Here is a 25,928-nt window from a genome sequence, read left to right on the forward strand (position 1 = left end):
GCCCGTGACGCAACGGTGGGGCGGAGCGGCGCGGAGTCCAGCCCTGCGCCCGTTCGCGCAACCGCGCTCCCGGCTGGCGGCGCGCGGGCGCGGCCGGGAGAGAGGGGCGGGGCGCCGCGACCCAGACCGCGCTTTCTCCGCGCCCGAAGACCGGGTTAGGTAGGGCGCATGGAACATGAGACGGAGTCGGGCGCAGGCGGAGCCTTGTGGCAGGCCGCGGGGCGGGACGCCCTGCTGGCCGCGCTGGCGTTTCAGCTCGACTGCGGCGCCGACGAGCCCATCGCCGAGACCCCCTGCGACCGCTTTGCCGAGACCGCCGCGGATCTCGCGGCGCGCGCGGCCCGGGCGGCGGAGGAGGGCGCGGGGCGGGAGGGGGCCGGCGGCGCCCCCGCCGGGACAGAGCGCTCCCGCCCGCCCACCCCGCGCTCCGCCCCGGCGGGGGCGCCGCCGGCCGGGCGCGGGACGCCGGCCGCGGGCCCTGCGATCGAGCGTCCGGCCGTGGATCTCGCGCGCGAGGCCGCGGCCGCCTGCTCCTCGCTCGAGGCGCTGCAGGCGGCGATCCGGGGGTTCGACGGCTCGCCCCTGAAGAAGGGCGCGCGCAACACCGTGATCTGCGACGGGCATGCCCAGGCGCGGGTGATGATCGTGGGCGAGGCGCCGGGGCGGGACGAGGATCGGCTGGGCAAGCCCTTCGTGGGGCGCTCGGGACAGCTGCTGGATCTGATGCTGGGGGCGATCGGGCTCGACCGCGCGTCGCAGGCGGCCGAGACCGGCTGCTACATCACCAACGTCGTCTACTGGCGCCCGATCGAGAACCGGCGGCCCTCGGGGGACGAGGTCGCGATGCTGACGCCGTTCCTGGAGCGGCACGTGGCGCTGGCAAAACCGGAGTTTCTGGTGCTGATGGGCGCCTCGCCCGCCCAGGCGCTGCTCGAGACGACCATGGGCATCACCCGGCTGCGGGGGCGCTGGCGCCTCTGGAACGGGACGCCCTGCCTGCCCACCTTCCATCCCGCCTACCTGCTGCGCCAGCCCGACAAGAAGCGCGAGAGCTGGCGGGACCTGCTCTCGCTGCGCGCCGCCATGGACGGCGCGAAACCCTGGGAGGACGAGACATGAGCCCCTCCGACGCGACCGCCCACGGCGGCCCGGCCGAGCGCGCGTTCATTCCGCTGCGCATCGCGGTGCTGACGGTCTCGGACACGCGAACCGCGGGCGACGACCGCTCGGGCGACACGCTGGCCGCGCGGATCGAGGCGGCGGGGCATTCTGTGGCCGCGCGCGCGATCGTGCCCGACGACCGCGCGCGCATTGCCGAGGTCCTGCGCGGCTGGGTGGCCGATCCGGGCGTGGACGTGGCGATCTCGACCGGGGGCACCGGCCTGACCGGGCGCGACGTGACCGTCGAGGCCCACCGCGACGTCTACGAGAAGGAGATCGACGCCTTCGCCACGGTCTTCGCAGTGGTCTCGATGGGCAAGATCGGGACCTCGGCGGTGCAGTCGCGGGCCTGCGGAGGCGTGGCGGGGGGGACCTACCTGTTCGCGCTGCCCGGCTCTCCCGGCGCCTGTCGGGACGCCTGGGACGAGATCCTGGCCGCGCAGCTCGACTACCGCCACAAGCCCTGCAACTTCGTCGAGATCATGCCGCGCCTCGATGAGCACATGAGGCGGAAATGAGCCTGCAGCCCGGCCCCGTCGGCGAAGCCCAGGGAGACCTGGACGAGGCCTTCGCCCTGACCGGCCCGTGGGAGGGCGCGGGCGTCGAGGCCGGCGCCGCCGTCTATGCGCTCGACGCCGCAGGCCGCATCCTGCTGCAGCTTCGCGACGACCTGCCGGGTCTGGCGGGGGCCGGCCTGTGGGCGCCCTTCGGCGGCGGGGTCGAGCCGGGCGAGACCCTGCGCGAGGCCGCAGCCCGCGAGTTCGAGGAGGAGACCGGCCTCGTGGTTTCCGCCGCCTCGCTGGTCCCCTATGTGCGCGCCCTCTCGGCCCGGCCGGGGCGCCCGCGCCTCTACACCTATCTTGCGCGTCTGCCGGGGCCGGCGGACGCGATCCGGCTGGGGGAGGGGGCGGGGTTCGCACTGTGGACGCCGCGCCAGGTGCGGGAGATCGCGCTCTCGGACGCGCTGGCGCCGGCCAGTCTGCGGCTCGCCGACCTGGTCGAGGCCGGGGCGCTGCCGCCGCTGGATTGAACCGGGCGGGGCGAGGCGAGGCCGCAGGACCGCGTCCGGCGGCGCCGATCCCGCTCCCGGGACGGAGGGCGGAGGCCGTCCGTGGCCGCCGCCCGGATCCAGGGACTTCGGGCCCCCCGCAGCTTGCCTGCCGCCGCGGCGTCCGGAGCGCGCCGCGTCAGGCCCCGGGAGAGGCCCGGGGCGCGGCGTGGGGTTCGCGATGCGCGCTCATCTTCTCCGGAGGACCGAGGGGGCGGGCGCGGGGAGCGCGGATCGCGGGCCGAGCCAGACCGATCTTCGGCACGGGCGGCCGCGCGGGGCGGGCGCCACGTCGTCCCTTCGCCGTCGACGGCCGCGCAGGACCGCGAACGGAAACCGCCCGCGCCTTGGGGGCGCGGGCGGTGTTCGGTGTCGCGATCAGCGGAAGCTGCGACCGGCGTCAGCCCGAGACGGCGGCCGTGTCGGCGTCGCCCTTGGGCTCGTCGCTGGCCGCGGCCTCGCCGTCGGCGGGCTTGTCGCGCCGGGTGCGGCGGCGACGCGGGCGGGGGCGGGGCTGCTCCTCGGTCGCCTCGGGCGTGGCGACCAGCGCCGAGCCGTCGCCGCCGTCGGCCTCGATCGTCTCCATCCCGCCGGAGGGCTCTTCGCCCTTGCGCGGCTCGGACTTGCGGCTGCGGGCGCCCTCGGACCGGGCGGCGCGGGGGGCGTCTTCCTTGCGGGGCTCCTCGCGACGAGCCTCTTCGCGACGGGGCTCCTCCCGGCGGGTTTCCTCGCGGCGGGGCTCGTCCTGGGCGTCGTCGTCGGGCTGATCGGACGAGGACCGGTCGCGGTAGTCGTCGTCGCCGTCGCGACGCCCGTGGCCGTTCATCGGCGGCTGCTGGCCCTGCGACTGCTGATGAGCCTGCTGCTCGGCCTGGGCGGCCGACAGCATCCGCAGATAGTGCTCGGAATGCTGCAGGAAGTTCTCGGCGGTCACGCGGTCGCCGGCGGTCTGCGCGTCGCGGGCCAGCTGTTCATACTTGTCGATGATCTGCTGGGGCGTGCCGCGCACCTTGCCTTCTGGGCCCGCGCTCTCGAAGACGCGGTTGACCACGTTTCCAAGGCCCTTGGGCCGGTTGTTCTTGCCGCGGTTGCGGTTCGACTTCTGCGATGGTCTCATGTCGTCCGGTTCTCTGCCCGATCCATGCCCAGCCGACCCCTGAAACGGAGCGATCGGCCGGTCACCGTGGCGGTTCGGGGCCAGAGACCCACCTTCCGCGGCTACGATGCGATTGGCTGTTCGTCACGCCCGGCGCCTGCAAACCCCTCGCGCAGGGGGCGTCTCCGACGAACTCGTCTAGTGTTATATGCGGTTGGGGCCTCGGCGCAAGGGCGCGAGGGCGGTAATTAGGTCAAAATCGACGCGGACCCTCGGTTTCCCGGCGGAATTCCAGCGCGCGGGGCCGGTCGTCCAGGTCGCGATGCGCCGCGCGCAACGCGAAACCGCGCTCGGCGAAGATCGCTTCGACCTCGTCCTCCTGGCCGGCGCCGATCTCGAGGATCGCCCGGCCCTCCGGCGCCAGCGCCCCGTCGAGCCCGGCCGCGATCGCCCGGTAGGCCGCCAGCCCGTCCTCCCCGCCGGCGAGCGCGGCGAAGGGCTCCCAGCCGCGGACCTCGGGATCGAGCGCCTCGACCTCCCGCTCGGGGATGTAGGGGGGGTTGGAGACCACCAGCTCGAACCGCCCCCGCACCGCGTCGAACCAGTCGCCGGGCTGCAGCTCGGCCCGGCCCGCGAGGCCCAGCGCCTCGGCGTTGCGCCGGGCCACGGCGAGCGCGGCGGGGGACCGTTCGACCCCCAGACCCGCGGCGCCGGGCCATTCGGCCAGCAGGGTCAGCAGGATGCAGCCGCTGCCCAGCCCCAGGTCGAGGATCCGCCGCGGCGCGGGCCCCTCAAGCGCCGCAGCGATCAGCGTCTCGGTCTCCGGGCGGGGGTCGAGCACGTCGGGGCCGACCTCGAACCGGCGGCCCCAGAACTCCCGCGCGCCCATGATCTGGGACATCGGCTGGCGCGAGAGGCGTTTGGCCAGCCCGGCGGCGAAGCGGGCGGCCTCGGCCACGCCCGGCGGCTCGTCCAGCCGGGCGGCGAAGGCCGCGGCCTCCAGCCCCGAGGCCCAGCGCGCCAGCAGGCGGGCGTCGCGGGCGGGATCGCCCACGCCCGCCGCGCCCAGCAGCCGGGCTGCGTCCGAGACCAGGCCGGCGCGGGAGCTCGAGCCGCTCACGCCTCCATCTCCGCCAGGCGCGCGGCCTCGTCGGCCTCGCTCAGGGCTGCGACGATCTCGGAGAGGTCGCCCGCCATCACCTCCCCCAGCCGATAGAGCGTCAGGTTGATCCGATGATCGGTCACCCGTCCTTGCGGGAAATTGTAGGTGCGGATCCGCTCCGAGCGGTCGCCCGAGCCGACCTGGCCCTTGCGCGCCGCCGCGCGGGCCGCATCGCTCTCGCGCCGTTGCAGGTCGAACAGGCGCGCGCGCAGCACCTCCATCGCCCGGGCGCGGTTCTGGTGCTGGGATTTCTCGGAGCTGGTGACCACGATCCCCGTCGGCAGGTGGGTCAGGCGCACCGCGGAATCGGTGGTGTTCACGTGCTGCCCCCCCGCGCCCGAGGCGCGCATGGTGTCGATGCGGATGTCGGCGGCGGGGATCGCGATATCGGTCTCCTCGGCCTCGGGCAGCACCGCGACGGTGGCGGCCGAGGTGTGGATGCGCCCGCCGCTCTCGGTCGCGGGGACGCGCTGGACGCGGTGCACGCCGCTCTCGTGCTTCAGGGCCGCGAAGACGCCCTCGCCGCGGACCGCCGCCACCGCCTCCTTGATCCCGCCGAGCTCGGTGGCGCTTTCCTCCAGCAGTTCGAACCGCCAGCCGCGGACCTCGGCAAAGCGGGCGTACATGCGCAGGAGATCGGAGGCGAACAGCGCGGCCTCCTCGCCCCCGGTCCCCGCCCGGATCTCGAGGATCGCGGGGCGCGGGTCGGCGGCGTCGCGGGGCAGCAGGGCGCGGCGCATGGCGGCTTCGGCCTCGGGTAGGCGCTCGCGCAGCTCGGCCAGCTCCTCCTCGGCAAGCGCCCGCATCTCGGGGTCCGCCAGCATCGCCTCGGCCTCGGCCCTGGCGGCCAGCAGGCCAAGGTAGGCGCGGGCCTGCTCGGCGACCGGGCGCAGCTGGGCATAGTCGCGCGACAGGGCCGCCACGTCGCCCGCCCCCTCGGCGAGGGCGGCCTCGAGGTAGTCGAAGCGGGCCAGCAGCTGGTCGAGGGCGTCGCGCGCAATCATGCAGACGTCTTCGCGCCGGGGGCAGGGGGCGTCAAGCGGCCCAAACGGCGCGGAGGGGCGGGGTCGGCGAAAACGCTTTGTGTCGCTCGCGGGCGCGCGTATCGTTGCGTCATGCGGACCCTGCGCCTGATCCCGGCCGCGCTCGCGGCCTTCCTGTTGCCCTCGCTCGCCGTGGCAGGGCCGGCCTGGACGCGCCCGCCCGCCAAGGACGGCTTCGCCTATCCCGACTGCTACTGCACCAACCGGGGCGAGCGGGTGGAGCTGGGCGCCACGACCTGCATCCGCATCGGCTCGGTCGAATACACCGCCGTGTGCGGCATGTCGCTCAACAACCCCGCCTGGCGGAAGCTCGAGGACGGCTGCGCCCCGCAGCCCGGCGCCTCACTGCTCCAGCGGCTTGAGCAGCTCCAGCCAGGTTGAGACCCGTTCCGCGTTGACCCCGAAGTCGGACTTGCCGTAGCGCGAGCGCGACCAGATCGCGAGCGTCGAGCCCCCCGCCGCCGGCATCGCGCGCACCGAGACATAGTCGGGGAACCCGAACACCAGGCTGCGCTGGCGGTAGGTCATCAGCCCCTCGGCCGGATCGCCGGCGATGCGCTGCACACGGGGCTGCGCGAGCACGGCCGCGTCGAAGGCCACCGCCAGTTCGTCGGGGGGCACGGAATAGCTCGGCGCCCGCCCGTCGGGCGTGCCCGCCGCCGCCTCCGGCGCGGCGCGCCAGGAGTTGTCCGCGGGCCCCACGTCGGCCGCCATCGGGTCGACGTGCCAGGCCTCGGGCGTGTCGGGGGCGAGCCGGATCGCGGCCGCGGCGCCGGCGGCGAGCACCAGAAGGGCCAGCGCGCCGCCGGTGAGGATGCGCGAGGCCATTATTGCGCCGCCTGACCGGCGGCGGCCTCTTCGGCCTCCGCCGCGGCCCGCTCGGCTTCCAGCGCCTCGGCCTTCTGTTCCACCAGGTCCACGATGTGGTCGATCATCTCGCCATTGCCGATCTTGTGGTCCGCCGCGCCGGACAGATACACCATGCCGGAGCCCGCGCCGCCGCCGGTGAAGCCGATGTCGGTCTCGCGCGCCTCGCCCGGGCCGTTCACCACGCAGCCGATGATCGACAGCGTCAGGGGCGTCTTCACATGCTCGAGCCGCTCTTCCAGCATCGCCACCGTCCTGATCACGTCGAACCCCTGCCGCGCGCAGGAGGGGCAGGAGATGATCGTCACCCCCTTGTGGCGCAGGTTCAGCGATTTCAGGATCTCGTAGCCGACCTTCACCTCCTCGACCGGATCGGCCGAGAGGCTGATGCGGATCGTGTCCCCGATCCCCGCCCACAGCAGGTTGCCCAGCCCGATGGCGGACTTGATCGAGCCCGAGACGCGCCCGCCGGCCTCGGTCACGCCGAGATGCAGCGGCGCGTCGGTGGCCTCGGCCATCGCCATGTAGGCGGCCGAGGTCAGGAACACGTCCGAGGCCTTCAGCGAGATCTTGTATTCCTGAAAGTCGTTGTCCTCGAGCAGGCGGATGTGGCGCAGGCCGGATTCCACCATCGCCTCGGGGCAGGGCTCGGCATAGCGCTCGAGCAGGTCGCGCTCGAGCGAGCCCGCGTTGACCCCGATGCGGATCGAGCAGCCGTGGTCCTTGGCGGCCTTGACCACCTCGCGCACCTTGGCGTCCGAGCCGATGTTGCCCGGGTTGATGCGCAGGCAGGCGGCGCCGGCCTCGGCGGCCTCGATGGCGCGCTTGTAGTGGAAATGGATGTCCGCGACGATCGGCACGGGGCTCGCCGCCACGATGGTCTTGAGCGCCTTCGTCGAGGCCTCGTCGGGGCAGGAGACGCGCACGATGTCCGCGCCCGCCTCGGCGCAGGCGCGCACCTGGGCGATGGTGCCCCGGATGTCGTGGGTCAGGGTGTTGGTCATGGTCTGGACCGAGATCGGGGCGTCGCCCCCCACCTCGACCTTGCCCACGCGGATCTTGCGGCTGGGGCGGCGGGCGATGTCGCGCCAGGGTCGGATGCTCATGCAGGTCGTCCTCGTCCGGTCGCGCGAGGTCTGCGCGACTCCATGGCCGGTCGCCGCGCAACATAGGCGCTCGCCGGTCTTCTGACGACCCCCAGCCGCGCGGCGCGGCGTCATCGCAGGCCCCCGCGCGCCGCGCGACCCCGCCACGGGCTCGCCGCGCCCGGACGGGGGCGGCCCGGGAGAGGGCGGCCCTGCGCCGCGCCGGGCCCGCGCCGATTGCCCGGGCCGCCGGCGCAGGGCAGGGTGGAGTCCTCTCCAAGCAAAGGACCCTCCCGATGTCAGACGACGGCGAGACGCTGGATTTCTCCGACCCGATGCAGCGGCCGCGCTTCGCCGGCCTCGCCACCTTCTTCCGCCTGCCCTGGACCGAGGACTTCGAGGCCTCGCCCCCCGATATCGGCGTGATCGGCGTGCCCTTCGACGGCGGCGTCACCAACCGCCCGGGCGCCCGCCATGGCCCGCGCGAGGTCCGCTCCCAGTCCAGCCTGATCCGGCGCATCAACCAGGCCACCGGCGCCAGCCCCTTCGAGGCCAGGCGCATCGCCGACCTCGGCGACGTGATCATCGCCAGACCCTATGAGCTGACAGGCGCCCATCTCGAGATCCAGCGCTTCTACGAGCGGGTGGTCGCCGCCGGCATTCGCCCCCTGTCCTGCGGGGGCGACCACTCCGTCGCCCTGCCGATCCTGCGCGCGGTCGCGAAGGACCGCCCCGTCGGCCTGATCCAGATCGACGCCCATTGCGACACCGGCGACAACTACATGGGCTCGCGCTTCCACCACGGGGCGCCGTTCAAGGTCGCCGCCGACGAGGGGCTGCTGGACCCCAAACGCTCGGTCCAGATCGGCATCCGCGGCTCCCTCTACGACCGCGACATGTGGAAGTTCTCTCACGAGTCCGGAATGAAGGTCGCCTATATCGAGGAGGTCGAGGACAAGGGCTGGAAGCAGGTGATGACCGAGGCGCTGGCGTTCGCCGGCCCCGGCCCGGTCTATGTCTCGGTCGACATCGACAGCCTCGACCCCGCCTTCGCGCCCGGCACCGGCACGCCCGAATCCGGCGGCCTGACGATGCGAGAGCTGCAGGGCATGATCCGCATGCTGAAAGGTCAGGAGATCGTGGGCGCCGACCTCGTCGAGGTCTCGCCCCCCTTCGACGTCGGCGGGCTGACCGCGATCAACGGCGCCAACGCGATGTTCGAACTGCTCTGCGTGATGGCCGAGTGAGCCCTCCCGGGCGTGGCGCGAAGGCCGCGCCCGGGGACCGTTCGACCACGCAAACGTCGCGCCGGGCCGCCGGATCGGCCATATGGACGAAGTGCGACGGGCGAACCGCGGGGGAGCCGGGCCGGTGAAACGCAGGCTGACGACGATCTTCTACGCCGACGCGGTGCGTTTCGGCGCCCAGATGGAGGCGGACGAGGACGCGACCCTCGCCCGCCTGCGCCGCGCCCGCGCCATCATGCGCGAGCAGTTCGACGCCCACGACGGGCGCGAGGTGAACACCTGGGGCGACGCGGTGATCGCGGAGTTCGCCTCGGTGGTCGAGGCGGTCCGCTGCGCCGTGGCCGTGCAGGAATCCCTCGAGACCGCCTTCCTCGACCAGCCCCCTGCGCGTCGGATGCGCTTTCGCATCGGCGTCAACCTGGGCGACGTGATGATCGACGGGGCGTCCGGGGGGGCGCCGGGGGCGGGCGACCTCCATGGCGACATCTACGGTGACGGGGTCAACGTGGCCGAGCGGCTGCAGGGTCAGGCCGAGCCCGGCGGGGTGATGGTCTCGGGCACGGTGCGCGAGCTCGCCCGCAAGCAGCTCGCGGTCGAGTTCGACTTCGCCGGCGACCTCGAGGTCAAGAGCCTCGAGGAGCCCGTCCCCGGCTGGCGCGTGCGGATCGAGCGGCGCAACGATCCCGATCCGGCGCCCGATGCGGACCCCGAGGCGCCCTCGCCCTCCTGGGCGCCGCCCCGCCGCGGCGTGGTGGCCGAGATCAACCGCTGGTCGGCCTGGTCGGCCGCGCAGCCGCGCCGCGTGCGCCGGGCGGCGGGGATGATCGTGTTCTTCTTCGCGCTCAACGTGCTCAGCGGGCTGTCCTCGCCCTGGTTCGTGTTCCCCGCAATCCCCTTCGCCCTCTACATCCTGCGCTACCGCGACCCCCGGGTCCTGCCCTGGCGCTACGGGCGGGAGCCGGCCGACCTCGGCTGAGCCGCTGGCGGCGGGGCGGCGGTTGCGGGGGCGGTTTCGGGGGGGCGATTCTGTCTCGCCCCGAAACAGTCTCCCGGCGCCGGGAGGGCCTGTCCCGGTCGGCGGCGGGGCTGACCGCGAGGCGAAAAAGGGTGCGGCGTGTCAGCCGCGCCCCCGCGCCCGGGGCCGGTTTTCTTAACGTTGTTTTCACGAAAAACGCTTTATTCCCTTAGCTGGGCCCGGGTTTTCGCGCGCGAATCGTAAAATTCGGAGTATGGTCTGCTATGCGCGCGGAAGGTTGCGACCCTCGTGCGTGACGACTAGAGAAGCGCGCGAATGCGTCACCATCTGCGGCAGGGCAGAGCAGGCGATGGACACCGACCAACCCACCGCGCTGCGCGGGTTCGATTCCTATGAGGTCCGGCTCGGCGACGAGCTCCGGGGCCACCGTGCGACGCTGGGCAAATCGCTGCTCGACGTCCAGCGGGAGCTGCGGATCAAGGCATCCTACATAGACGCGATCGAAAACTGCGATGCGTCCGTGATCCCCAACAAGGGGTTCGTGCCCGGATACGTGCGCGCCTACGCCCGCTATCTCGGGCTGCAGGGCGACGTGATCTACGACCGTTTCTGCGGCGAGAGCGGCTTTGTCGGCCAGACCACGCGCGCCAGCACGCCCGGCGCCGCGCCGGCCGGCGGCTTTCGTCTCGGCGGCGGGCTGGGCGGCGCCGCCAGCCCCTCGCGTCGTCCGGGCCAGGACCCCGCGCTCACCCGCTCCCATTTCGCCGCGCCCGTCGGGCGCGCCCGACCGGTGGGCCTGGGCGTGTCGCTCTCCGACCTCGCCTCGGTGCTGGTGCTCGCCGGGCTGATCGGCGGCCTCGGCTATGGCGGCTGGGCGCTGGTCAAGGACATCCAGCGGGTTGACTTCGCCCCCTCGAACGAGGCGCCGGCGATGGCCGAGGCGCCGCCGAACGTGGCGCTGCCGGGCTTCGACGCCCAGGCCGCGCCCGGCGGCTGGCCGGGCCTCGACGTCGCCCCCCGCCGCGACTGGGACCCCCAGAAGGAAGCCGCGCTGGCCGAGCTCTACGCCCCGCGCGAGATCGCGCCGCCGGTGGTGGAGCTTCGCGACGGCCCGATCGCCTCGATCGACCCGTCCTCCTCGGGCCTCTACGCCGGCCCCCGCCGCGAGGCGGCCGCGGTGGACCCGGCCTCGGCCCCCGCCGCGGGCCCGGTGCAGGGCCCGCCGGCGCTCGACGCCGGGACCCTTGGGCTTGCCGTCCCCTCGACGCTGGCCGGCGCCGACGCCGCGGCCGAGACCCAGGGCGGGGCGCTGATCGCCTCGGCAGGCGACGCCACGCTGCCGCGCCCCGCGCCCGGAGCGCCCGCCGCCGCGCCCGAGGCCGCCGAGGGCGTCTGGCTTGTGGTCACCGATCCCGCCTGGGTTCAGGTGAAGGCCCGCGACGGCTCGATCCTGGTGCAGCGGATCATGGAGTCGGGCGAATCCTGGCAGGTGCCGCTGGACGAGCCGGGCGCCGAGCTTCGCGCCGGCAACGCCGGCGGCGTCTGGCTTCAGGTCGAGGGCGCCCTGCACGGGCCGCTCGGCCGCCCCGGCGAGGTGGTCAAGCGCATCTCGCTCGCCCCCGCCCGCGTGGCGCAGGAGTGGCCCGCGGCCGGCGCGCCGCAGGCGGCCGCCCGGAACTGAGGGCCCTGCGCCCGGTTCGCCGGGGCCCTCCCCTGGCGCGCCGAGCGCATCGCCTCCGCATCCGTCTCAATCCCTTGCAGACAAGACGACAGGCCCCGCCCCGGGGCGCGCCGGACGCATCCCGGTCGCCGGATTCCCGCCGCGAATCCACCCATTCGCCGTCCTGAAATCGTCCCCGCATGTCCGATTTCCCGCCCGAAAGCGGCCGTTTCCCCGCGTCATCGTGTTCCCCAGACGTCGCCCGCCACAGGCGACGCCGGAGGGAAGCCGGAGCCCCGGCCGCCCGTGCGAACAGAGAGGACCCCGAGATGACCCGTCATGCTCACATCCTGCGCCGCGCAGCCCTGCCGCTGATCCTCATGGCCGGCCTCGCCGTCTCGGCCTGCGCGCCGGTTGGCCCGGCCGTGCCCGCGTCGGAGGCCGACGGCGGCCTCGTGATCGCGCCGTCCTACCCGGGCTACCAGAAGACCTACTGAGCCCGGATCCCTCCCGTCGCGGTCCTCCGGGACCGCGGCCAGCGCGACGCCCCGGCCGCCCAGCGGCCGGGGCGTCTGCGGTTGCGGCCTGACCGCGTCGCCGAGGCCCGACGCAAAGTCACCTGCCGTTCACTCTTGCGGCGCCCGCAGGCCTGCCGGCAGGTTGTCGCCGAACCGACGCCAACCGACGCCGCCCCGAACAGGCCCATACCCAGACTCCGGATTGATCTGATGCTGAAATTTCCCGCCGCGCCGCGCCGCCGCTCGCCCTCCGCCCGCGCCCTCGGCGCGCTCGCGGCCCTGGCGCTGCTGGCGCCCCTCGTCTCCGCCTGCGCCGGGCGCTTCGCCGAGCCCGTGGCCGGCGAGAGCGTGACCAACGCCTACCGCCTCGGCGGCATCCGCTTCGACAACGAGCGCGGGGACGAGAGCATCTTCTTCGTCGTCGCCCGCCTGCGCGAGGAGGCCGGCCGCACCGCCGTCTGCGGCGCCTACGGCATCAGCGGCGCGCAGGACTTCGCGATCTTCGGCATCGACCGCCTTCCCGCCGTGCTCGACCGCAGCCGCGTGCAGTTCGACGGCGAGACGCTGATGTGGGACGCCACGCCCTTCGCCGGCCCCCACCCGGTCGGCGAGATCAAGGAGATCCTCGGCAAGCCGGCCAACTGCCTGGTCCTCGACCGCCCCTGGTCCCCCGACTACGAGGACCGCGAGCGGCTGGAGGTCGACATGCCCAACCGCCTGTTCTTCACCGGCTGAGGGCGCCCGGCGGCCGGGCTCAGACCACCGCGTCCGGCAGCGCTCGCCCGTCGAAGAAGGCCGCGAGATTGTCGAGGCATTTCATCCCCATCGCCTCGCGCGTGGCGCGGGTGGCCGAGCCCAGATGCGGCAGCAGCACCACGGTCTCGAGCGCCCGCAGCGCCTCGGGCACCTGCGGCTCCTGCGCAAAGACGTCGAGGCCGGCGCCCGCGATCCGGCCCGCCTGCAGCGCGGCGATCAGCGCAGGCTCGTCCACCACGTCGCCGCGGGCGGTGTTGATCAGGTAGGCCTCGGGCTTCATCCGGGCGATCAGCTCGGCCGAGATCAGGCCGCGGTTCTCGGGCGAGGCCGGGGCGTGGACCGAGATCACGTCGGCCTGCGCCATCAGCTCGGGCAGCTCGCGCCGCTCGGCCGGCATCCCCGGATCCACCTCCGAGCGGTTGGCGTAGAGGATCTTCATGCCGAAGCCATGGTGCGCGCGCGCGGCGGTCGCCCGCCCGATCCGCCCCATGCCCACGATTCCCAGGGTCGCGCCGGTGGGATCGCGGCCCAGAAGCTGGGTCGGGGTCCAGCCGCGCCAGGCGCCGGCGCGGACCATCCGCTCGCCCTCGCCGCAGCGGCGCATCGCCATCAGGATCAGCGACAGGGCGATGTCGGCGGTGGCGTCGGTCAGCACGCCCGGCGTCGAGCTGACCCGCAACCCCGCCGCGCGGCAGGCCTCGAGGTCGATGTGGTTGGTGCCCACCGAAAAGGTGGCGACCATCTTCGCCCGCGGCGCGGCGCCGATCGCGGCCGCGTCGATCCGGTCGCCGACGGTGCACAGCACCGCGTCGGCCCCGGCGAACGCCTCGGCCAGCGCGCCCGCCTCCATCTGCGTGTCCGAGGGGTTCAGCACCGCCTCGAACCGCTCGCTCAGCGCGGCTTCGACCGCCTCGGGCAGGCGGCGGGTGACGACGATGCGGGGTTTGGGCTCTGACATGCGGCGCTCCGGGGTCCGAGGGGGGCGGGAAGGCGCAGGCTAGGCGCGCCGCGACCGGGACGAAAGAGGGGGGGCGCAAACGCGAAGGCCCGGCGTTGCGGCCGGGCCCTCGGGGCGTCGCGCAAAGATCGGGGGGGGCGTCAGGCCAGCGCGCTGCGCACCTCGGCCCCGGCCTTGCAGACATCCATCCGGCCCGCGTAGCGATGTTTGAGCCGCTTCATCACCGCGCCCATGTCGCGCAGCGAGCTGGCGCGGGTCTCGGCGATGGCTGCGGCGATGGCCGCGCTCATCTCGTCGTCCGAGAGGGGGCGGGGCAGAAACTCGCGGATCACCTCCGCCTCGCGGGTTTCCTCCTCGGCGAGGTCGAGCCGGCCCGATTCCTCATAGCGCCGCACGCTGTCCTCGCGCTGGCGGAGCATCTTGGCCAGAATCTCCTGGACCTCGGCGTTGCCCAGCGCCTCGCGCGCCTCGGCGTCGCCCGCGCGGGCGGCCTCGCGGTCCTGAATGGCCGCGCAGATCAGGCGAAGCGTGCAGAGGCGGGTGGCGTCCTCGGCTTCGGTCGCGTCGCGGAGGGCCGCGATGAGACGGTCACGCATGGGGGGCTCCCGTAGGGGGCGTTGAACGGAGGATGATCCTACACCGCGCCGGCCGAGTCGCCAATGCGGCGAAAATTTGGCAAGCCTTTGATTTCATTTCGTTCCCGCGATGCAGCATCCGAGTCGCACTCTGCGCCCGCGCTCGGACCGATTCCGGGCGCTGTGGTCGTCGCCTGAGGTCCTCGCCGCGCCCTGTGGGCGGCGGCGGGGGCCCTCCTCGCATTTCGCGCCGGGGTTGGTCCAGCCCGGCGTCGTTTTTCTCGGCTGCTCGGCCCGAGGCGCGGAATCTAGAGCATCCTCGCCGTTTCGCCAGACCCGCGTCGATCTTCCCTGCGGCTCCTCCGGCAACCCCGCCATGCTTCACGGGCGCGCCTTGACGCGCCGCAGCGCCGGACATAGCTTCCGCGCGCTTCGCAAACCCCTGCAACCCGATCCCGCGGTCCGCCCCAGCGGCGGGCCCGGCAAGGAGGCCGCCATGTCGCCCGCGACCCCGACCGCCGCACGCCGCGACGCCGCCGATCTGCCCGTTCCGCCGGGCGCCACGGCCTGCATCGCGCTTTCCGACGGCACGGTCCTGTTCGGGCGAGGCTTCGGGGCGACGGGCGAATCGGTCGGCGAGCTGTGTTTCAACACCGCGATGACCGGCTATCAGGAAATCATGACCGATCCCTCCTACGCGGGCCAGGTCGTGACCTTCACCTTCCCCCATATCGGCAACACCGGCGCCAACCCCGAGGACGACGAGACCGCAGAGCCGGTCGCCCTGGGCATGATCGCCCGCTGGGATCCGACCGCGCCGTCGTCCTGGCGCTCGGCCGAGCCGCTGTCTGAGTGGCTGGCCAGGCGCGGCCGGATCGGCGTCGGCGGCGTCGACACCCGCCGCCTGACCCGCGCGATCCGCCTCAACGGGGCGCCGCACGTGGCCATCGCCCACCATGCGGAGGGCGACTTCGACCCCGCCGCCCTGGTCGAGAAGGCCCGCGCCTTCGCCGGTCTCGAGGGGGCCGACCTTGCGCGCGACGTCTCCTGCGCGCAGTCCTACCGCTGGGACGAAACCCGCTGGGCCTGGCCGGGCGGCTTCCCCAGGCGCGAGGGGACCGGCCGGCGCGTGGTCGCCATCGACTACGGCGCCAAACGCAACATCCTGCGCTGCCTCGCCTCGGCGGGCTGCGACGTGACGGTGCTGCCCGCCACCGCCACCGCCGAGGACGTGCTGGCCCATGACCCCGAGGGGGTGTTCCTCTCGAACGGCCCCGGCGATCCGGCCGCGACCGCGGAATACGCCGCCGCCACGATCCAGGGCGTGCTGGGCAAGGGGCTGCCGCTGTTCGGCATCTGCCTCGGCCACCAGATGCTGGCCCTGGCGCTGGGTGGTCGGACGGTGAAGATGTCCCACGGCCACCACGGCGCCAACCATCCGGTGAAGGACCTGGTGACCGGCAAGGTCGAGATCACCTCGATGAACCACGGCTTCGCGGTCGACGCCCAGAGCCTGCCGGCCGGGGTGGACGAGACCCATGTCTCGCTGTTCGACGGCTCCAACTGCGGGATCAAGGTCGACGGCAAGCCGGTGTTCTCGGTCCAGTATCACCCCGAGGCGAGCCCCGGCCCGATGGACAGCCACTACCTTTTCGACCGCTTCGTCGCCTCGATGGGGTGAGGCCGGGCCGCAAACCGCGAGGTCCAACGAAGGCCGCCCCCCGGGGCGGCCTTCGTGTTTCTCGTGGGGTCGTTTCAACGCTGAACGAAGTTGACAGCTGTCAACTTCCGGGCGAGCGCGCTCAGAGCGCCGGCAGGTCCAGCGGATCGAGGATCGAGCGGCCGCCGTCCACGTCCACGATCTGGCCCGTCACGAAGCCCGCCGCGGGCGAGGCCAGGAACAGCGCCGCCTCGGCCGCCTCGGAGGCGTCGCCGATCCGGCCGAGCGGCGTGGCGCGGATGATGTCGGCCCGCGACTCGGGGTTGGCGCGCAGCGACTCGCGCATCGCAGCGGTCATCAGCGAGCCCATCGCCACCGCGTTCACCCGGATCCCCTCGGGCGCCAGCGCCACGGCCATCGAGCGGGTCATCTGCTCGATCGCCGCGCAGGCGACCGAATAGGCGATGGTCCGCGGCGCCGCGCGCCGCGCGGCCACCGAGCTGAGGTTGACGATGGCGCCGGTGCCGGCCCCGGCCGAGGGCGGCTCGGCCGCGCCGCCGCGCTGGGCGATCATCCGCCGCGCCGCCGCCTGGCACAGCTGGAACGACACCCGCACGTTCATGTCGAAGCTCTTGCCCACGGCGGCGGGATCCATGTCCAGCAGGTCGCCGGCCTCGACCATCCGCATGGCGTTGGCCAGCACGTCGACCCGGTCGTAGGCGTCCAGCGCCGAGGCCATCAGGTTCTGCACCCCCAGCGCCGCCGAGAGGTCGGCGGCGAAGGCGGTCGCCTCGCCGCCCTCCTCGCGGATCCGCTCGATGGTCTGGGCCAGCGAGGCCTCGTCCCGGTCGCAGGCCACGACCCGCGCCCCGGCGGCGGCGAACCTCAGCGCGATGGCGCGGCCGACGCCGCGTCCCGCCCCGGTCACCACCGCGGTCTTCCCCTCCAGCGCCTGCGCCATTCGGCTCCCTCGTCGCAGCCACGTTTGCGCGCACCCTAGCCCTGCGCGGCGCGGAACGGAACGATGGAAAAAGCAGGCCCGCCAGCCAGGGGACAGAGAGCGCCGGGGCGGCCCTTGCCATCCCCCGCCTGCGGGAGTGTATTCGGGGTCCCGTTGTCCAGGGAGGACGCCCATGACCTCGCCCTTCGCCGTCGGTCTCGAGCGCGGCCGCGCCAATCACCGACCGCTCACCCCGCTCAGCCTGCTCGACCGGGCCGCCGACGCCTTCCCCGAGCACATCGCGGCGATCAACGGCGAGGAGCGGCGAACCTATGCCGAGCTGCGCGCCCGCGCGCGCCGGCTGGCCTCGGCGCTGGCGGGGATGGGGATCGGCAAGGACGACGTGGTCTCGGCGCTGCTGTTCAACACGCCCGCGATGCTGGAGTGTCACTACGGCCCCGCGATGATCGGCGCGGTGCTCAACGCGGTGAACACCCGGCTGGACGCGGCCGGGATCGCCTTCATCCTCGACCACGCCGAGGCCAGGGTGCTGATCGTGGACGCCGAGCTGGTCCCGCTGGCGCGCGAGGCGCTGGCCCGCGCCTCGGTCAGCCCCCGGATCGTGGCCTATCGCGACCCCGCCGCGCCCGAGACCCATGCCGCGGCCGGCGAGACCGAGGACTACGACGCCGTGCTCGAGACCGGCGATCCGGAGTTCCAGGGCCCCGGGCCGCAGGACGAGTGGGACGCGATCGCGCTGAACTACACCTCGGGCACCACCGGCGATCCCAAGGGGGTGGTCTACCACCACCGCGGCGCGATGCTGCTGGCCACGGGCAACGTGATCCATGCGGGGATGGGCCAGCACCCAGTCTATCTGTGGACGCTGCCGATGTTCCACTGCAACGGCTGGTGCTTTCCCTGGACGATCTCGGCCCGCGCGGGGACCCATGTCTGCCTGCGGGCGGTGCGCGCCAAGCCGATCTACGACGCCATCGCCGATCACGGCGTCACCCACATGTGCGGCGCGCCGATCGTGATGTCGGCGCTGCTCAACGCGCCCGAGGCCGAGAAGCGCCCGCTGCCCCAGGCGGTCTCGTTCCTCACCGCCGCCGCCCCTCCGCCCGAGGCGACGCTGGCGGCCATGGCCGAGGCCGGCTTCAAGGTCACCCATGTCTACGGCCTGACCGAGGTCTACGGCCCCGCCGTGATCAACGAGTGGAAGCCCGAGTGGGACGACCTCGCGCCCGCCGAGCAGGCCCGCCTGAAGGCGCGCCAGGGGATCCGCTACGCGGCCCTCGAGGCGCTGGACGTGCTGGATCCCAAGACCATGGCCCCGGTGCCCGCGGATGGCGAGACGATGGGCGAGGTCGCCTTCGCCGGCAACGTGGTGATGAAGGGCTATTTCAAGAATCCCTCGGCCACCGAGAAGGCGCTGAAGGGCGGCTGGTTCTGGTCGGGGGATCTGGCGGTGAAGCATCCCGACGGGTGGATCCAGCTCAAGGACCGCTCGAAGGACATCATCATCTCGGGGGGGGAGAACATCTCCTCGATCGAGGTCGAGGAGACGCTCTATCGTCACCCGGCCGTTGCGATGTGCGCGGTGGTGGCGCTGCCCGACGAGAAATGGGGCGAGACCCCCTGCGCCTTCGTCGAGCTGCGCGAGGGGCGCGAGGCGACCGAGGCCGAGATCGTCGCCCACTGCCGGGCCGAGCTCGCCCATTTCAAGGCGCCGCGGAAGGTGATCTTCGGCGAGCTGCCCAAGACCTCGACCGGCAAGGTGCAGAAGTTCGCCCTGCGCGAGGCGGCCAGGGCCATGGCCGAACGCGGCGCCGCCTGAGCCGCCCCCCGGCCGCCCGGATCGCGCCGTAGCCGAACGCCCGGCCGCGGCCGGGCGGCGCGGCGGCTGGCGGCGCGCGGAAGACAAGCCCTCGGGACCCTTGAGACGGCGCGGGCGCGCGATGCGGGCGCCCGGCGCGCGAGGGTCGGGTCAGCTGCCGGGGCGGGAGCGCGGGGGCGTGTCGACGGGGCCGCGGGCGACCGCCTTCACGCCCGGCTTGGGCGGGGCGTCGGGGGCCGCGACCGGGGCGGGGGAGGCCGCGGGCGCCGTGGCGGCCAGGCGCTGCTCGGCCGCATCGGTGACGTCGCCGTTGCCTTCCTTGAGCGCCGTCACCACCCGCGCGAGATGCCCCAGCTTCGCCCCGTCGCGCATCGAGGAGCTGTCGAACACCCCCAGCGAGGCGATGGTGGCGCGCTGGTTGATCTCGGTGAAGGCCCGCCAGAAGCGCTCGCCCAGGATCGGCACCGCGTTGCGGCCCTTGTCCTCGACCAGCACATAGAGGGTGTCGGCCACCTGCCGCGTCTCGACGATGGTCACCGCCGAGGCCTCGCCGCCGAGCCCGGCCGAGGCGCGCCCGTCCTCGGAGCGCAGGAACACCTCGAGCGCCTTGAACCCGGCCTCGGGCGCGCTCTCGAACAGGGGGCTGTCGCCGATCGACAGGGTCACCAGCCCGTCGATCAGCGCGGGCTGGACGCGGGCCGTTTCGGGGTCGACGTCGGGATCGGTCAGCACGTCGGCTGCGCCGGCAAGGGCGCAGTCCTCGATCAGCACGAAGGCGGCGGCGCCCTGGGGGCGGACCGAATCCTGGTCCACGCAGAAGCCCGTGGGCGGGGTGATCACCACCGTCCGCCCGCCCGCGTTGACCGCGGCGGCGGCCTGCGAGGGCGGGGTCTGGCCGGGCTTCGGCGCGCCCGGCGGCACGCAGCCGGCCAGCGCCAGCGACAATGCCAGGACGGAGACGGAAACGGGCAGGCGCAGCGCGCGCGGCGCGGGCGCGCCGGCGCGGGAGAGGCGTCGCGGGGAGGTCTGGGTCACTCAGGCGTCCCGATCAGAGGTCGGCGTAGACATGCGTTTCGGCCGCGGCGCCGGGATGGGTCACCGCGCCGTAGCGGGCCGAGCCCACCAGCCTGGCATATTTCCACAGCGCCCCCGAGGCGTAGTTGGTCGGCCGCGGGCCGGCCCATTCCGCCTTGCGGGCGGCGAGCTCGTCCTCGCTCAGGTCGACCGAAAGCACCCCCTCGATGGCGTCGATGGTGATCGTGTCGCCGGTGCGGATCAGGGCGATGGGGCCGCCGTGGGCCGCCTCGGGCCCGACGTGGCCCACGCAGAAGCCCCGCGTGGCGCCCGAGAATCGCCCGTCGGTGATCAGCGCCACCTTCTTGCCCATGCCCTGGCCCGAGAGGGCGGCGGTGGTGGCCAGCATCTCGCGCATGCCGGGGCCGCCGGCGGGGCCCTCGTTGCGGATCACGATGACCTCGCCTTCCTTGTAGGTGCGGGCGCGGACCGCCTCGTAGGCGTCCTCCTCGCATTCGAAGACGCGCGCGGGGCCGGTGAAGACCTGATGCTCGGCCGCGATGCCCGCGACCTTCACGATGGCCCCGTCGGGGGCGAGGTTGCCCTTCAGGCCGACCACGCCGCCGGTGGGGGTGATCGGGTTCGAGATCGGGCGGATCACCCGGCCGTCAGGCTCTCCGGTCACGGCTTCGAGGTTCTCGCCCATGGTCTTGCCGGTGACGGTGAGGCAGTCGAGGTGCAGGAGCCCGGCCTTGGCCAGCTCCTTGAGCACGATGGGCACGCCGCCGGCCTCGTAGAGATCCTTGGCCACGAACTGGCCGCCGGGGACCAGATCGACGAAATAGGGGGTCGAGCGGAAGATCTCGCAGACGTCGTCGAGCGTGAACTCGATCCCCGCCTCGTGGGCGATGGCGGGCAGGTGCAGGCCGCCGTTGGTGGACCCGCCGGTGCAGGCGACCACGCGGGCGGCGTTCTCGAGGCTCTTGCGGGTGACGATGTCCCGGGGGCGGAGGTTCGATTCCACCAGCGCCATCACCGCGCGGCCCGATGCCTCGCAGAACTGGTCGCGGCTTTCGTAGGGGGCGGGCGCGCCGGAGCTCAGCGGCAGGGCGAGGCCGATCGCCTCGGACACGCAGGCCATGGTGTTGGCGGTGAACTGGCCCCCGCAGGCGCCGGCCGAGGGGCAGGCGACCCGCTCGATGATCGCGAGCTCGGCGTCCGACATCTCGCCGGCCTGGTGCTTGCCGACGGCCTCGAACACGTCCTGGACGGTCAGGTCGCGGCCCTCGTGGCGGCCGGGCAGGATCGAGCCGCCGTAGACGAAGACCGACGGCACGTTGAGGCGGACCATGGCCATCATCATGCCGGGCAGGGACTTGTCGCAGCCCGCGAGTCCCACCAGCGCGTCATAGGCGTGGCCGCGCATGGTCAGCTCGACCGTGTCGGCGATCGCCTCGCGGCTGGCGAGCGAGGAGCGCATGCCCTCGTGGCCCATGGCGATGCCGTCGGTGACGGTGATGGTGGTGAACTCGCGCGGGGTGCCGCCGGCGGCGTTGACCCCGAGCTTCGCCGCCTGCGCCTGGCGCGAGAGGGCGATGTTGCACGGCGCGGCCTCGTTCCAGCAGCTGGCCACGCCGACGAAGGGACGGTGGATCTCCTCGTCGGTCAGGCCCATGGCGTGGAAGAAGGAGCGGTTCGGCGCGCGCTGCGGCCCCTCGGTCACGTGGCGAGAGGGCAGGCGGGACTTCAGGCTGGTCTTGGCGTCCATCGGCTTCGCATGCATGAGAGGCTTCGGAACGGGGGCCCGAAACGGACGGTCATCCTCCCGGCGGACGGCGAGCCCGTCCCTGATCATTGCGGCCGGACGATACGCCCGTGTCGGCGACGAGGAAAGGCCTGCCGCCGGGAGAGTCTTCCGCGGCCTCCCGTCGCCGGGACTGGCGCATCCTCGCGCGGGGCGGGACCTTGCGCCGGGCGGGGTCTGGCGCGGCCTCGGGGAGGGGGGGGCGGAGCGTTCCGCCGGGCCGGGCCGGGCCGGGGCTGGCCGGGCGTCGGGCGGACGCGGCGCGGCCTCGCGTCGGGGAGCGCGGCGACCGCGGGCGACGGGTTCCGCGTCCGGGGTGCCGGGGGCGAGGCGCGGGCGGCGACGCTCGCGCGCATTTGCTTTTAATATGAATGGTTAATGAATAATCCGACTGGACGCAGCGGCGCGCGAGTCCTATTCTAGCGCGATATGGCCCGCCGCGCGGGCCGTTTCCCGTGGCGGCGCGACATGACCCGATTCACCCATCCGCTGGTGGCCTATGCCGCCCCCGCCGTGCGGGGCGCGAGCCTGGTGCGCACGGTCGTGGGCGTGGCGCTGACCGTCGGCTTCGTGTTCCTGTTCGTGAAGGTCGCGCGGCTGGGAATCGCGGCGGCGCTGCTGGGTCCCGACGGGATTGCGGCGCGCGACGCCTCGACCGTGCATTCGCCGCTGGGGGTGCTGCTGACGCTGGGCGCGTTCCTGGCGGTCTGGCCGGCGCTGTGGCTGTCGCTGCCGCTGGTCCACCGGCGCCCGGCCAACACGCTGTTCGGGCCGCAGGGGCGGATCGACTGGCGCCATTTCCGGCTGGGCCTGGCGGTGGCGCTGGCGGTGGGGGCGGCGGCCTGGCTGCCGCTGATCCTGGTTCATGGCCGCGAGATCGCGGTGTTCCCCTCGCTGAGCGGCTGGCTGGGGCTGGCGCTGCTGGCCGCCCCCCTGATCTTCGTGCAGTGCGCGGCCGAGGAGATGCTGTTTCGCGGCTACCTCCTGCAACAGTTCGCGGCGCGCTCGCTGTCGATCATCGGCTGGTCGGTGGCGCCCTCGATCCTGTTCGGATTCGCGCACCCGACCGAGGGGGCGTGGCTCGGCTTCTCCTGGTATCACTTCTTCTTCGGGCTGATCATGGCGGCGGTGACCTCGCGCACCGCCAACCTGGGCGCGGCGATCGGGCTGCATTTCGGGATCAACCTGGTCAACATCGCCTTCGTCTCCCCGCAGGAGCTGGTCAGCGGCCTGGCGCTGTTCGTCGTCCCGCAGACGGTGGACAGCTTCGCCCCGCGGGTCGCCTATGTGGTGATGATGTTCATCGGGGCGGTGGTGTTCATGGGCTACATGGACTTCCGCTTCCTGCGCGCCTGGCGCGCCGCCCGAAAGGCGGAAAAGGCCGAGCAGCTCGCGCGCGCCACCGCCCCCCCCGCCAATGGCGATCCGCCCGGCCCGTGGCCGCGAGGGTCCCTCGACCCCGACGCGCCGGGACCGGACCCCGACCATGGCCCTCCGGTGCCGGCAGAGTAGCCTCCGCGCGATCCCTGAATGTCTGAGACTGAGTCTGGCTGAGACTGCGCCTGTCTGAGACGGTCCGAGAGGCGCCCGTCGCGCCTGGATCGGTGACGCGCGGCCCCGATCAGGCCCGCACGATCCATTCCAAAGCCATTCTCAAGGCAGGCGCGGCGCTTGCCGCGGCAACGTCGTTGTGGCTGTCGGCCACTGCCGAGCCTCGGCCATCCACGCGTAGAGCGCGCGGGGAGCGAGGGAGACCATGTGGCTCCCTCCGCCCCCGATGTCGCCCCCCCCCCGATGTCGCCCCCCGCGCCCTGGTCGGCGTCCATGGACCAGAGCCCTCAGAGCCGCGCCGCCGCGGCAAGCGGACCGAAAAAGGGCCCGCGGGGAGATCCCCCGCGGGCCCTTGTCCTCTCGCCGGGGCCATGTCAGCCGCGCAGCGTGCCGCCGGTGGCCTTGGTCACGGCGGCGACCACCTTGCTGGCCACGGCCTCGATCTCCTCGTCGGTCAGCGTGCGGTCGCTGGGCTGCAGGCGGACCGAGACGGCGAGCGACTTCTTGCCCTCGCCCAGCGACTGGGCGGCCTTGGGGCCGTCGAAGACGTCGAAGACCGCCGCGCTCTCGACCAGCTTCTTGTCGGCGCCGCGGGCGGCGCGCAGCAGGGTCTCGGCCTCGGTCCGGGCGTCGACCACGAAGGCGAAGTCCCGCTCGACCGCCTGGTAGTCCGAGGCCGCCAGCGCCGGGCGGGCGATGGCGCGGGCCTTGGGGGCGGGCACGTTCTCGAGGAACACGGTGAAGCCGACCGCGGGGCCCTTCACGTCCATCGCCTCGAGCGCGCGGGGGTGCAGCTCTCCGAACGCCGCCAGCGGGTTCTTGGGCCCCAGCCCCAGCACGGCCGAGCGGCCGGGGTGGAACCACTCGGGCGCCTGGCGCAGCGGCATCAGCCGCTCGACGTTGACGCCCAGCGCCGCAAGCGCCGCCTCGGCCGCGGCCTTGGCGTCCCACAGGTCGGGGCCGCGGCGGGCGCCCGTCCACTCGCGCGGGGCGGTGGCGCCCACGAACACGCCCGAAGCGGTGATGCGCTGGTTCTCGGGCTCGCCGCCCGACCAGCCGGGGCCGATCTCGAACAGCGCGATCTCGGCCGCGCCGCGGGCCTGGTTGCGCGCCGCCGCGGCCAGCAGGCCGGGCAGGGGATCGGGGCGCATGTGGCTCATCTCGGACGAGATCGGGTTCTCGAGCCGGACCGCGTCGTCGCCGCCGCCGAAGGCCGCCGCCTGTTTCTGCGCGATGAAGGAGTAGGTCACGCACTCGTTCATGCCCTGGGCCGCGAGGGTCCGGCGCACCCGCGCCTCGCGCCGCTGGCCCAGCGTCAGGGTCGGCCGCGTGACGCCGGTCGAGATCCGGGGCAGGGGCTTTGCTTCCAGCCTGGTGAGGGAGGAGACGCGGGCCACCTCCTCGACCAGGTCGGCCTCGCCGGTCACGTCGGGGCGCCAGGAGGGCACGCCGACCATGATCCGCCCGTCCTCGTCGCGGGGGGCGAAACCCAGCGCCTCGAGGATGCGGCGCTGCTCGGCCTCGGGGATGTCCATGCCCACCAGCGAGGCGCAGCGGGCGGGGTCGAGCCGGTAGCTGCGCGCGGTGTCGGGGGTCCGGCCGGCGACCAGCACCTGCGAGGGCTCGCCCCCGCAGAGCTCGAGGATCAGCTTCGTGGCGAGCTCGATCCCCTCCACGCAGCTTTCGGGGTCCACGCCGCGGTCGAAGCGGTAGCGGGCGTCGGAGTTGATCTTCAGCTTGCGCCCCGAGAGGGCGGTGCGCACCGGGTCGAACCAGGCGGCCTCGACGAAGACGTCCACGGTCGCCTCGGTGCAGCCGGAGTGCTCGCCCCCCATGATCCCGCCCAGCGATTCCACCCCGGCGTCGTCGGCGATGACGGTGACGCCCTCGGGCAGGACATAGGTCTTGCCGTCGAGCGCCAGCAGCTCCTCGCCCTCGCGGGAGAAGCGCACCACCAGGTCGCCCGTGACCTTGGCCGCGTCAAAAACGTGCAGCGGGCGGCCGCGGTCGAAGGTGATCAGGTTGGTGATGTCGACCAGCGCCGAGATCGGCCGCAGGCCGATGGCGCGCAGTTTCTTCTGCAGCCAGGCCGGCGAGGGGCCGTTGCTCACGCCGCGGATCAGGCGGCCGGCGAAGACCGGGCAGGCGGCGTCGGCCACCTCGTCGGCGAGCCGCACCTTGAGGGGCGACTCGAAGCGCCCGGCCACCGGCTCGATCGCCGGGGTCTTCGCCCGGCCCAGCCCCCGGGCGGCGAGATCGCGCGCCACCCCCGCCACTCCCAGCGCGTCGGGGCGGTTGGGGGTGATGGCGATGTCGAAGACCGGGTCGTTGAGGCCGGCGTAGTCGATGTAGCGCGCCCCCAGCGGCGCGCTCTCGGGCAGGTCGATGATGCCGTCGTGGTCGTCCGAGACCATCAGCTCCCGCTCCGAGCACAGCATGCCGTTCGACTCGACCCCGCGGATCACGCCGGGCTTGAGGTCGACGCCGGTGCCGGGGATGTGGGTTCCGGGGCGCGCGAAGACGCCGATCAGCCCGGTGCGCGCGTTGGGCGCGCCGCACACGACCTGCACCTCTTCGGACGGCGAGCCCGGCCCGTTGGGCCAGGTCTCGACCCGGCACAGGCGCAGGCGGTCGGCGTCGGGATGCGGCCCGGCCTCGATCACGCGGCAGATGGTGAAGGCGCCGAGCGACGCCGAGGGATCCTCCAGCGACTCGAGCTCAAGCCCGAGGTCGGTGAGGGTCTCGGCGATCTCCTCGGCGGTGGCCTCGGTGTCGAGGTGCTCCTTGAGCCAGGAGAGGGTGAACTTCATCGCGTCGCTCCGCTGCGCCAGTTGCCCTGCGCGTTCTACCCCTCCCGCGCCCCATGTCCACACCTTGCCGGCCTGGCGCCCCTGGCGCCACGCCCGAACCCGCCTCGCAAAGCGCCTGTTCTCCGGAGCCGTCTCTCGCGGATGCCGATCAGAGCGA

23 protein-coding genes are annotated in these 25,928 nt (G+C 73.5%); 12 read left to right on the top strand and 11 right to left on the bottom strand.

Translation table 11 applies throughout. The features are described from left to right. Nucleotides 1-168 precede the first annotated feature (168 nt). The 3 genes from AAC134_RS10385 to AAC134_RS10395 are packed head-to-tail and all read left to right on the top strand — an operon-like array spanning nucleotide 169 to nucleotide 2,191. Nucleotides 169-1,119: a uracil-DNA glycosylase gene (locus tag AAC134_RS10385; protein ID WP_339949014.1), complete on the top strand. Its 951-nt coding sequence runs from the start codon at nucleotides 169-171 to the stop codon at nucleotides 1,117-1,119. Further along, nucleotides 1,116-1,679: a molybdenum cofactor biosynthesis protein B gene (moaB, locus tag AAC134_RS10390; protein WP_339949015.1), complete on the top strand. Its 564-nt coding sequence runs from the start codon at nucleotides 1,116-1,118 to the stop codon at nucleotides 1,677-1,679. Before AAC134_RS10385 ends, moaB begins: the two co-directional genes overlap by 4 nt. After that, complete coding sequence (locus AAC134_RS10395; RefSeq protein WP_339949016.1) at nucleotides 1,676-2,191, top strand: NUDIX domain-containing protein; 516 nt, start codon at nucleotides 1,676-1,678, stop codon at nucleotides 2,189-2,191. The genes moaB and AAC134_RS10395 overlap by 4 nt, the downstream gene beginning before the upstream one ends. Before the next feature lie 418 nt (nucleotides 2,192-2,609). On the opposite strand, the gene AAC134_RS10400 is transcribed toward AAC134_RS10395, so the two are convergent. The 3 genes from AAC134_RS10400 to prfA form a co-directional block, all read right to left on the bottom strand. Next, entirely contained in the window at nucleotides 2,610-3,326 is a 717-nt protein-coding gene (locus tag AAC134_RS10400) for a DUF4167 domain-containing protein (RefSeq protein ID WP_339949017.1), read from the bottom strand. A 232-nt stretch (nucleotides 3,327-3,558) separates the two neighbouring features. Then, nucleotides 3,559-4,425 carry a peptide chain release factor N(5)-glutamine methyltransferase gene (gene prmC, locus AAC134_RS10405; RefSeq protein ID WP_339949018.1) on the bottom strand — a complete coding sequence of 289 codons (867 nt, stop codon included), beginning with the start codon at nucleotides 4,423-4,425 and terminating at the stop codon, nucleotides 3,559-3,561. Then, nucleotides 4,422-5,471, bottom strand: coding sequence for a peptide chain release factor 1 (gene prfA / locus AAC134_RS10410; RefSeq protein ID WP_339949019.1), 1,050 nt, complete (start codon nucleotides 5,469-5,471; stop codon nucleotides 4,422-4,424). The genes prmC and prfA overlap by 4 nt, the downstream gene beginning before the upstream one ends. A gap of 111 nt (nucleotides 5,472-5,582) precedes the next feature. On the opposite strand from prfA, the gene AAC134_RS10415 reads away from it, so the two are divergent. Further along, entirely contained in the window at nucleotides 5,583-5,891 is a 309-nt protein-coding gene (locus AAC134_RS10415) for a hypothetical protein (protein WP_339949020.1), read from the top strand. Here AAC134_RS10415 and AAC134_RS10420 read toward each other — a convergent pair. Beyond that, complete coding sequence (locus tag AAC134_RS10420; RefSeq protein WP_339949021.1) at nucleotides 5,853-6,338, bottom strand: DUF1499 domain-containing protein; 486 nt, start codon at nucleotides 6,336-6,338, stop codon at nucleotides 5,853-5,855. The genes AAC134_RS10415 and AAC134_RS10420 overlap by 39 nt on opposite strands. Beyond that, the gene (gene ispG / locus AAC134_RS10425) at nucleotides 6,338-7,483 is read right to left on the bottom strand and encodes a flavodoxin-dependent (E)-4-hydroxy-3-methylbut-2-enyl-diphosphate synthase (RefSeq protein WP_339949022.1); all 1,146 of its coding nucleotides are present in this window, start codon (nucleotides 7,481-7,483) and stop codon (nucleotides 6,338-6,340) included. The genes AAC134_RS10420 and ispG overlap by 1 nt, the downstream gene beginning before the upstream one ends. A 275-nt stretch (nucleotides 7,484-7,758) precedes the next feature. Here ispG and speB point away from each other — a divergent pair, with 275 nt between their 5' ends. The 5 genes from speB to AAC134_RS10450 all read left to right on the top strand — a co-directional run bounded on the left by speB (nucleotide 7,759) and on the right by AAC134_RS10450 (nucleotide 12,598). After that, a complete protein-coding gene (gene speB / locus AAC134_RS10430; protein ID WP_339949023.1) occupies nucleotides 7,759-8,709 on the top strand; it encodes an agmatinase in 951 nt (316 codons plus the stop codon). A 124-nt stretch (nucleotides 8,710-8,833) separates the two neighbouring features. Further along, on the top strand, nucleotides 8,834-9,685 hold the full coding sequence (locus tag AAC134_RS10435) for an adenylate/guanylate cyclase domain-containing protein (RefSeq protein WP_339949024.1): 852 nt from the start codon (nucleotides 8,834-8,836) through the stop codon (nucleotides 9,683-9,685). A gap of 349 nt (nucleotides 9,686-10,034) precedes the next feature. After that, on the top strand, nucleotides 10,035-11,366 hold the full coding sequence (locus tag AAC134_RS10440) for a RodZ domain-containing protein (protein ID WP_339949025.1): 1,332 nt from the start codon (nucleotides 10,035-10,037) through the stop codon (nucleotides 11,364-11,366). A gap of 308 nt (nucleotides 11,367-11,674) precedes the next feature. Further along, a complete protein-coding gene (locus AAC134_RS10445; RefSeq protein WP_339949026.1) occupies nucleotides 11,675-11,842 on the top strand; it encodes a hypothetical protein in 168 nt (55 codons plus the stop codon). A 231-nt stretch (nucleotides 11,843-12,073) separates the two neighbouring features. Further along, nucleotides 12,074-12,598 carry a hypothetical protein gene (locus AAC134_RS10450; RefSeq protein WP_339949027.1) on the top strand — a complete coding sequence of 175 codons (525 nt, stop codon included), beginning with the start codon at nucleotides 12,074-12,076 and terminating at the stop codon, nucleotides 12,596-12,598. Nucleotides 12,599-12,617: 19 nt separating this feature from the next. Here AAC134_RS10450 and AAC134_RS10455 read toward each other — a convergent pair whose 3' ends face one another. Both AAC134_RS10455 and AAC134_RS10460 read right to left on the bottom strand, forming a co-directional pair. Continuing rightward, a complete protein-coding gene (locus AAC134_RS10455; RefSeq protein ID WP_339949028.1) occupies nucleotides 12,618-13,577 on the bottom strand; it encodes a D-glycerate dehydrogenase in 960 nt (319 codons plus the stop codon). A 140-nt stretch (nucleotides 13,578-13,717) separates the two neighbouring features. Then, the gene (locus AAC134_RS10460) at nucleotides 13,718-14,173 is read right to left on the bottom strand and encodes a GatB/YqeY domain-containing protein (protein ID WP_339949029.1); all 456 of its coding nucleotides are present in this window, start codon (nucleotides 14,171-14,173) and stop codon (nucleotides 13,718-13,720) included. 475 nt (nucleotides 14,174-14,648) lie between these two features. Here AAC134_RS10460 and carA point away from each other — a divergent pair, with 475 nt between their 5' ends. Continuing rightward, nucleotides 14,649-15,833, top strand: coding sequence for a glutamine-hydrolyzing carbamoyl-phosphate synthase small subunit (carA, locus tag AAC134_RS10465; protein WP_339949030.1), 1,185 nt, complete (start codon nucleotides 14,649-14,651; stop codon nucleotides 15,831-15,833). A 121-nt stretch (nucleotides 15,834-15,954) separates the two neighbouring features. Here carA and AAC134_RS10470 read toward each other — a convergent pair whose 3' ends face one another. After that, complete coding sequence (locus AAC134_RS10470) at nucleotides 15,955-16,773, bottom strand: SDR family oxidoreductase (protein ID WP_339949031.1); 819 nt, start codon at nucleotides 16,771-16,773, stop codon at nucleotides 15,955-15,957. A gap of 172 nt (nucleotides 16,774-16,945) precedes the next feature. Here AAC134_RS10470 and AAC134_RS10475 point away from each other — a divergent pair, with 172 nt between their 5' ends. After that, nucleotides 16,946-18,592: an acyl-CoA synthetase gene (locus AAC134_RS10475; protein WP_339949032.1), complete on the top strand. Its 1,647-nt coding sequence runs from the start codon at nucleotides 16,946-16,948 to the stop codon at nucleotides 18,590-18,592. Nucleotides 18,593-18,742: 150 nt separating this feature from the next. Here AAC134_RS10475 and AAC134_RS10480 read toward each other — a convergent pair whose 3' ends face one another. Continuing rightward, a complete protein-coding gene (locus AAC134_RS10480; protein WP_339949033.1) occupies nucleotides 18,743-19,627 on the bottom strand; it encodes a hypothetical protein in 885 nt (294 codons plus the stop codon). Nucleotides 19,628-19,640: 13 nt separating this feature from the next. Beyond that, complete coding sequence (gene ilvD / locus AAC134_RS10485) at nucleotides 19,641-21,389, bottom strand: dihydroxy-acid dehydratase (protein WP_339949034.1); 1,749 nt, start codon at nucleotides 21,387-21,389, stop codon at nucleotides 19,641-19,643. A 489-nt stretch (nucleotides 21,390-21,878) separates the two neighbouring features. On the opposite strand from ilvD, the gene AAC134_RS10490 reads away from it, so the two are divergent. After that, nucleotides 21,879-22,922, top strand: a complete 1,044-nt coding sequence (locus tag AAC134_RS10490; protein ID WP_339949035.1) for a CPBP family intramembrane glutamic endopeptidase — start codon at nucleotides 21,879-21,881, stop codon at nucleotides 22,920-22,922. 413 nt (nucleotides 22,923-23,335) lie between these two features. Here AAC134_RS10490 and pheT read toward each other — a convergent pair whose 3' ends face one another. Continuing rightward, a complete protein-coding gene (gene pheT / locus AAC134_RS10495; protein ID WP_339949036.1) occupies nucleotides 23,336-25,771 on the bottom strand; it encodes a phenylalanine--tRNA ligase subunit beta in 2,436 nt (811 codons plus the stop codon). Nucleotides 25,772-25,928 lie beyond the last annotated feature (157 nt).

It is taken from the genome of uncultured Albimonas sp. (assembly GCF_963977235.1).
Classification (GTDB): Bacteria; Pseudomonadota; Alphaproteobacteria; order Rhodobacterales; family Rhodobacteraceae; genus Albimonas.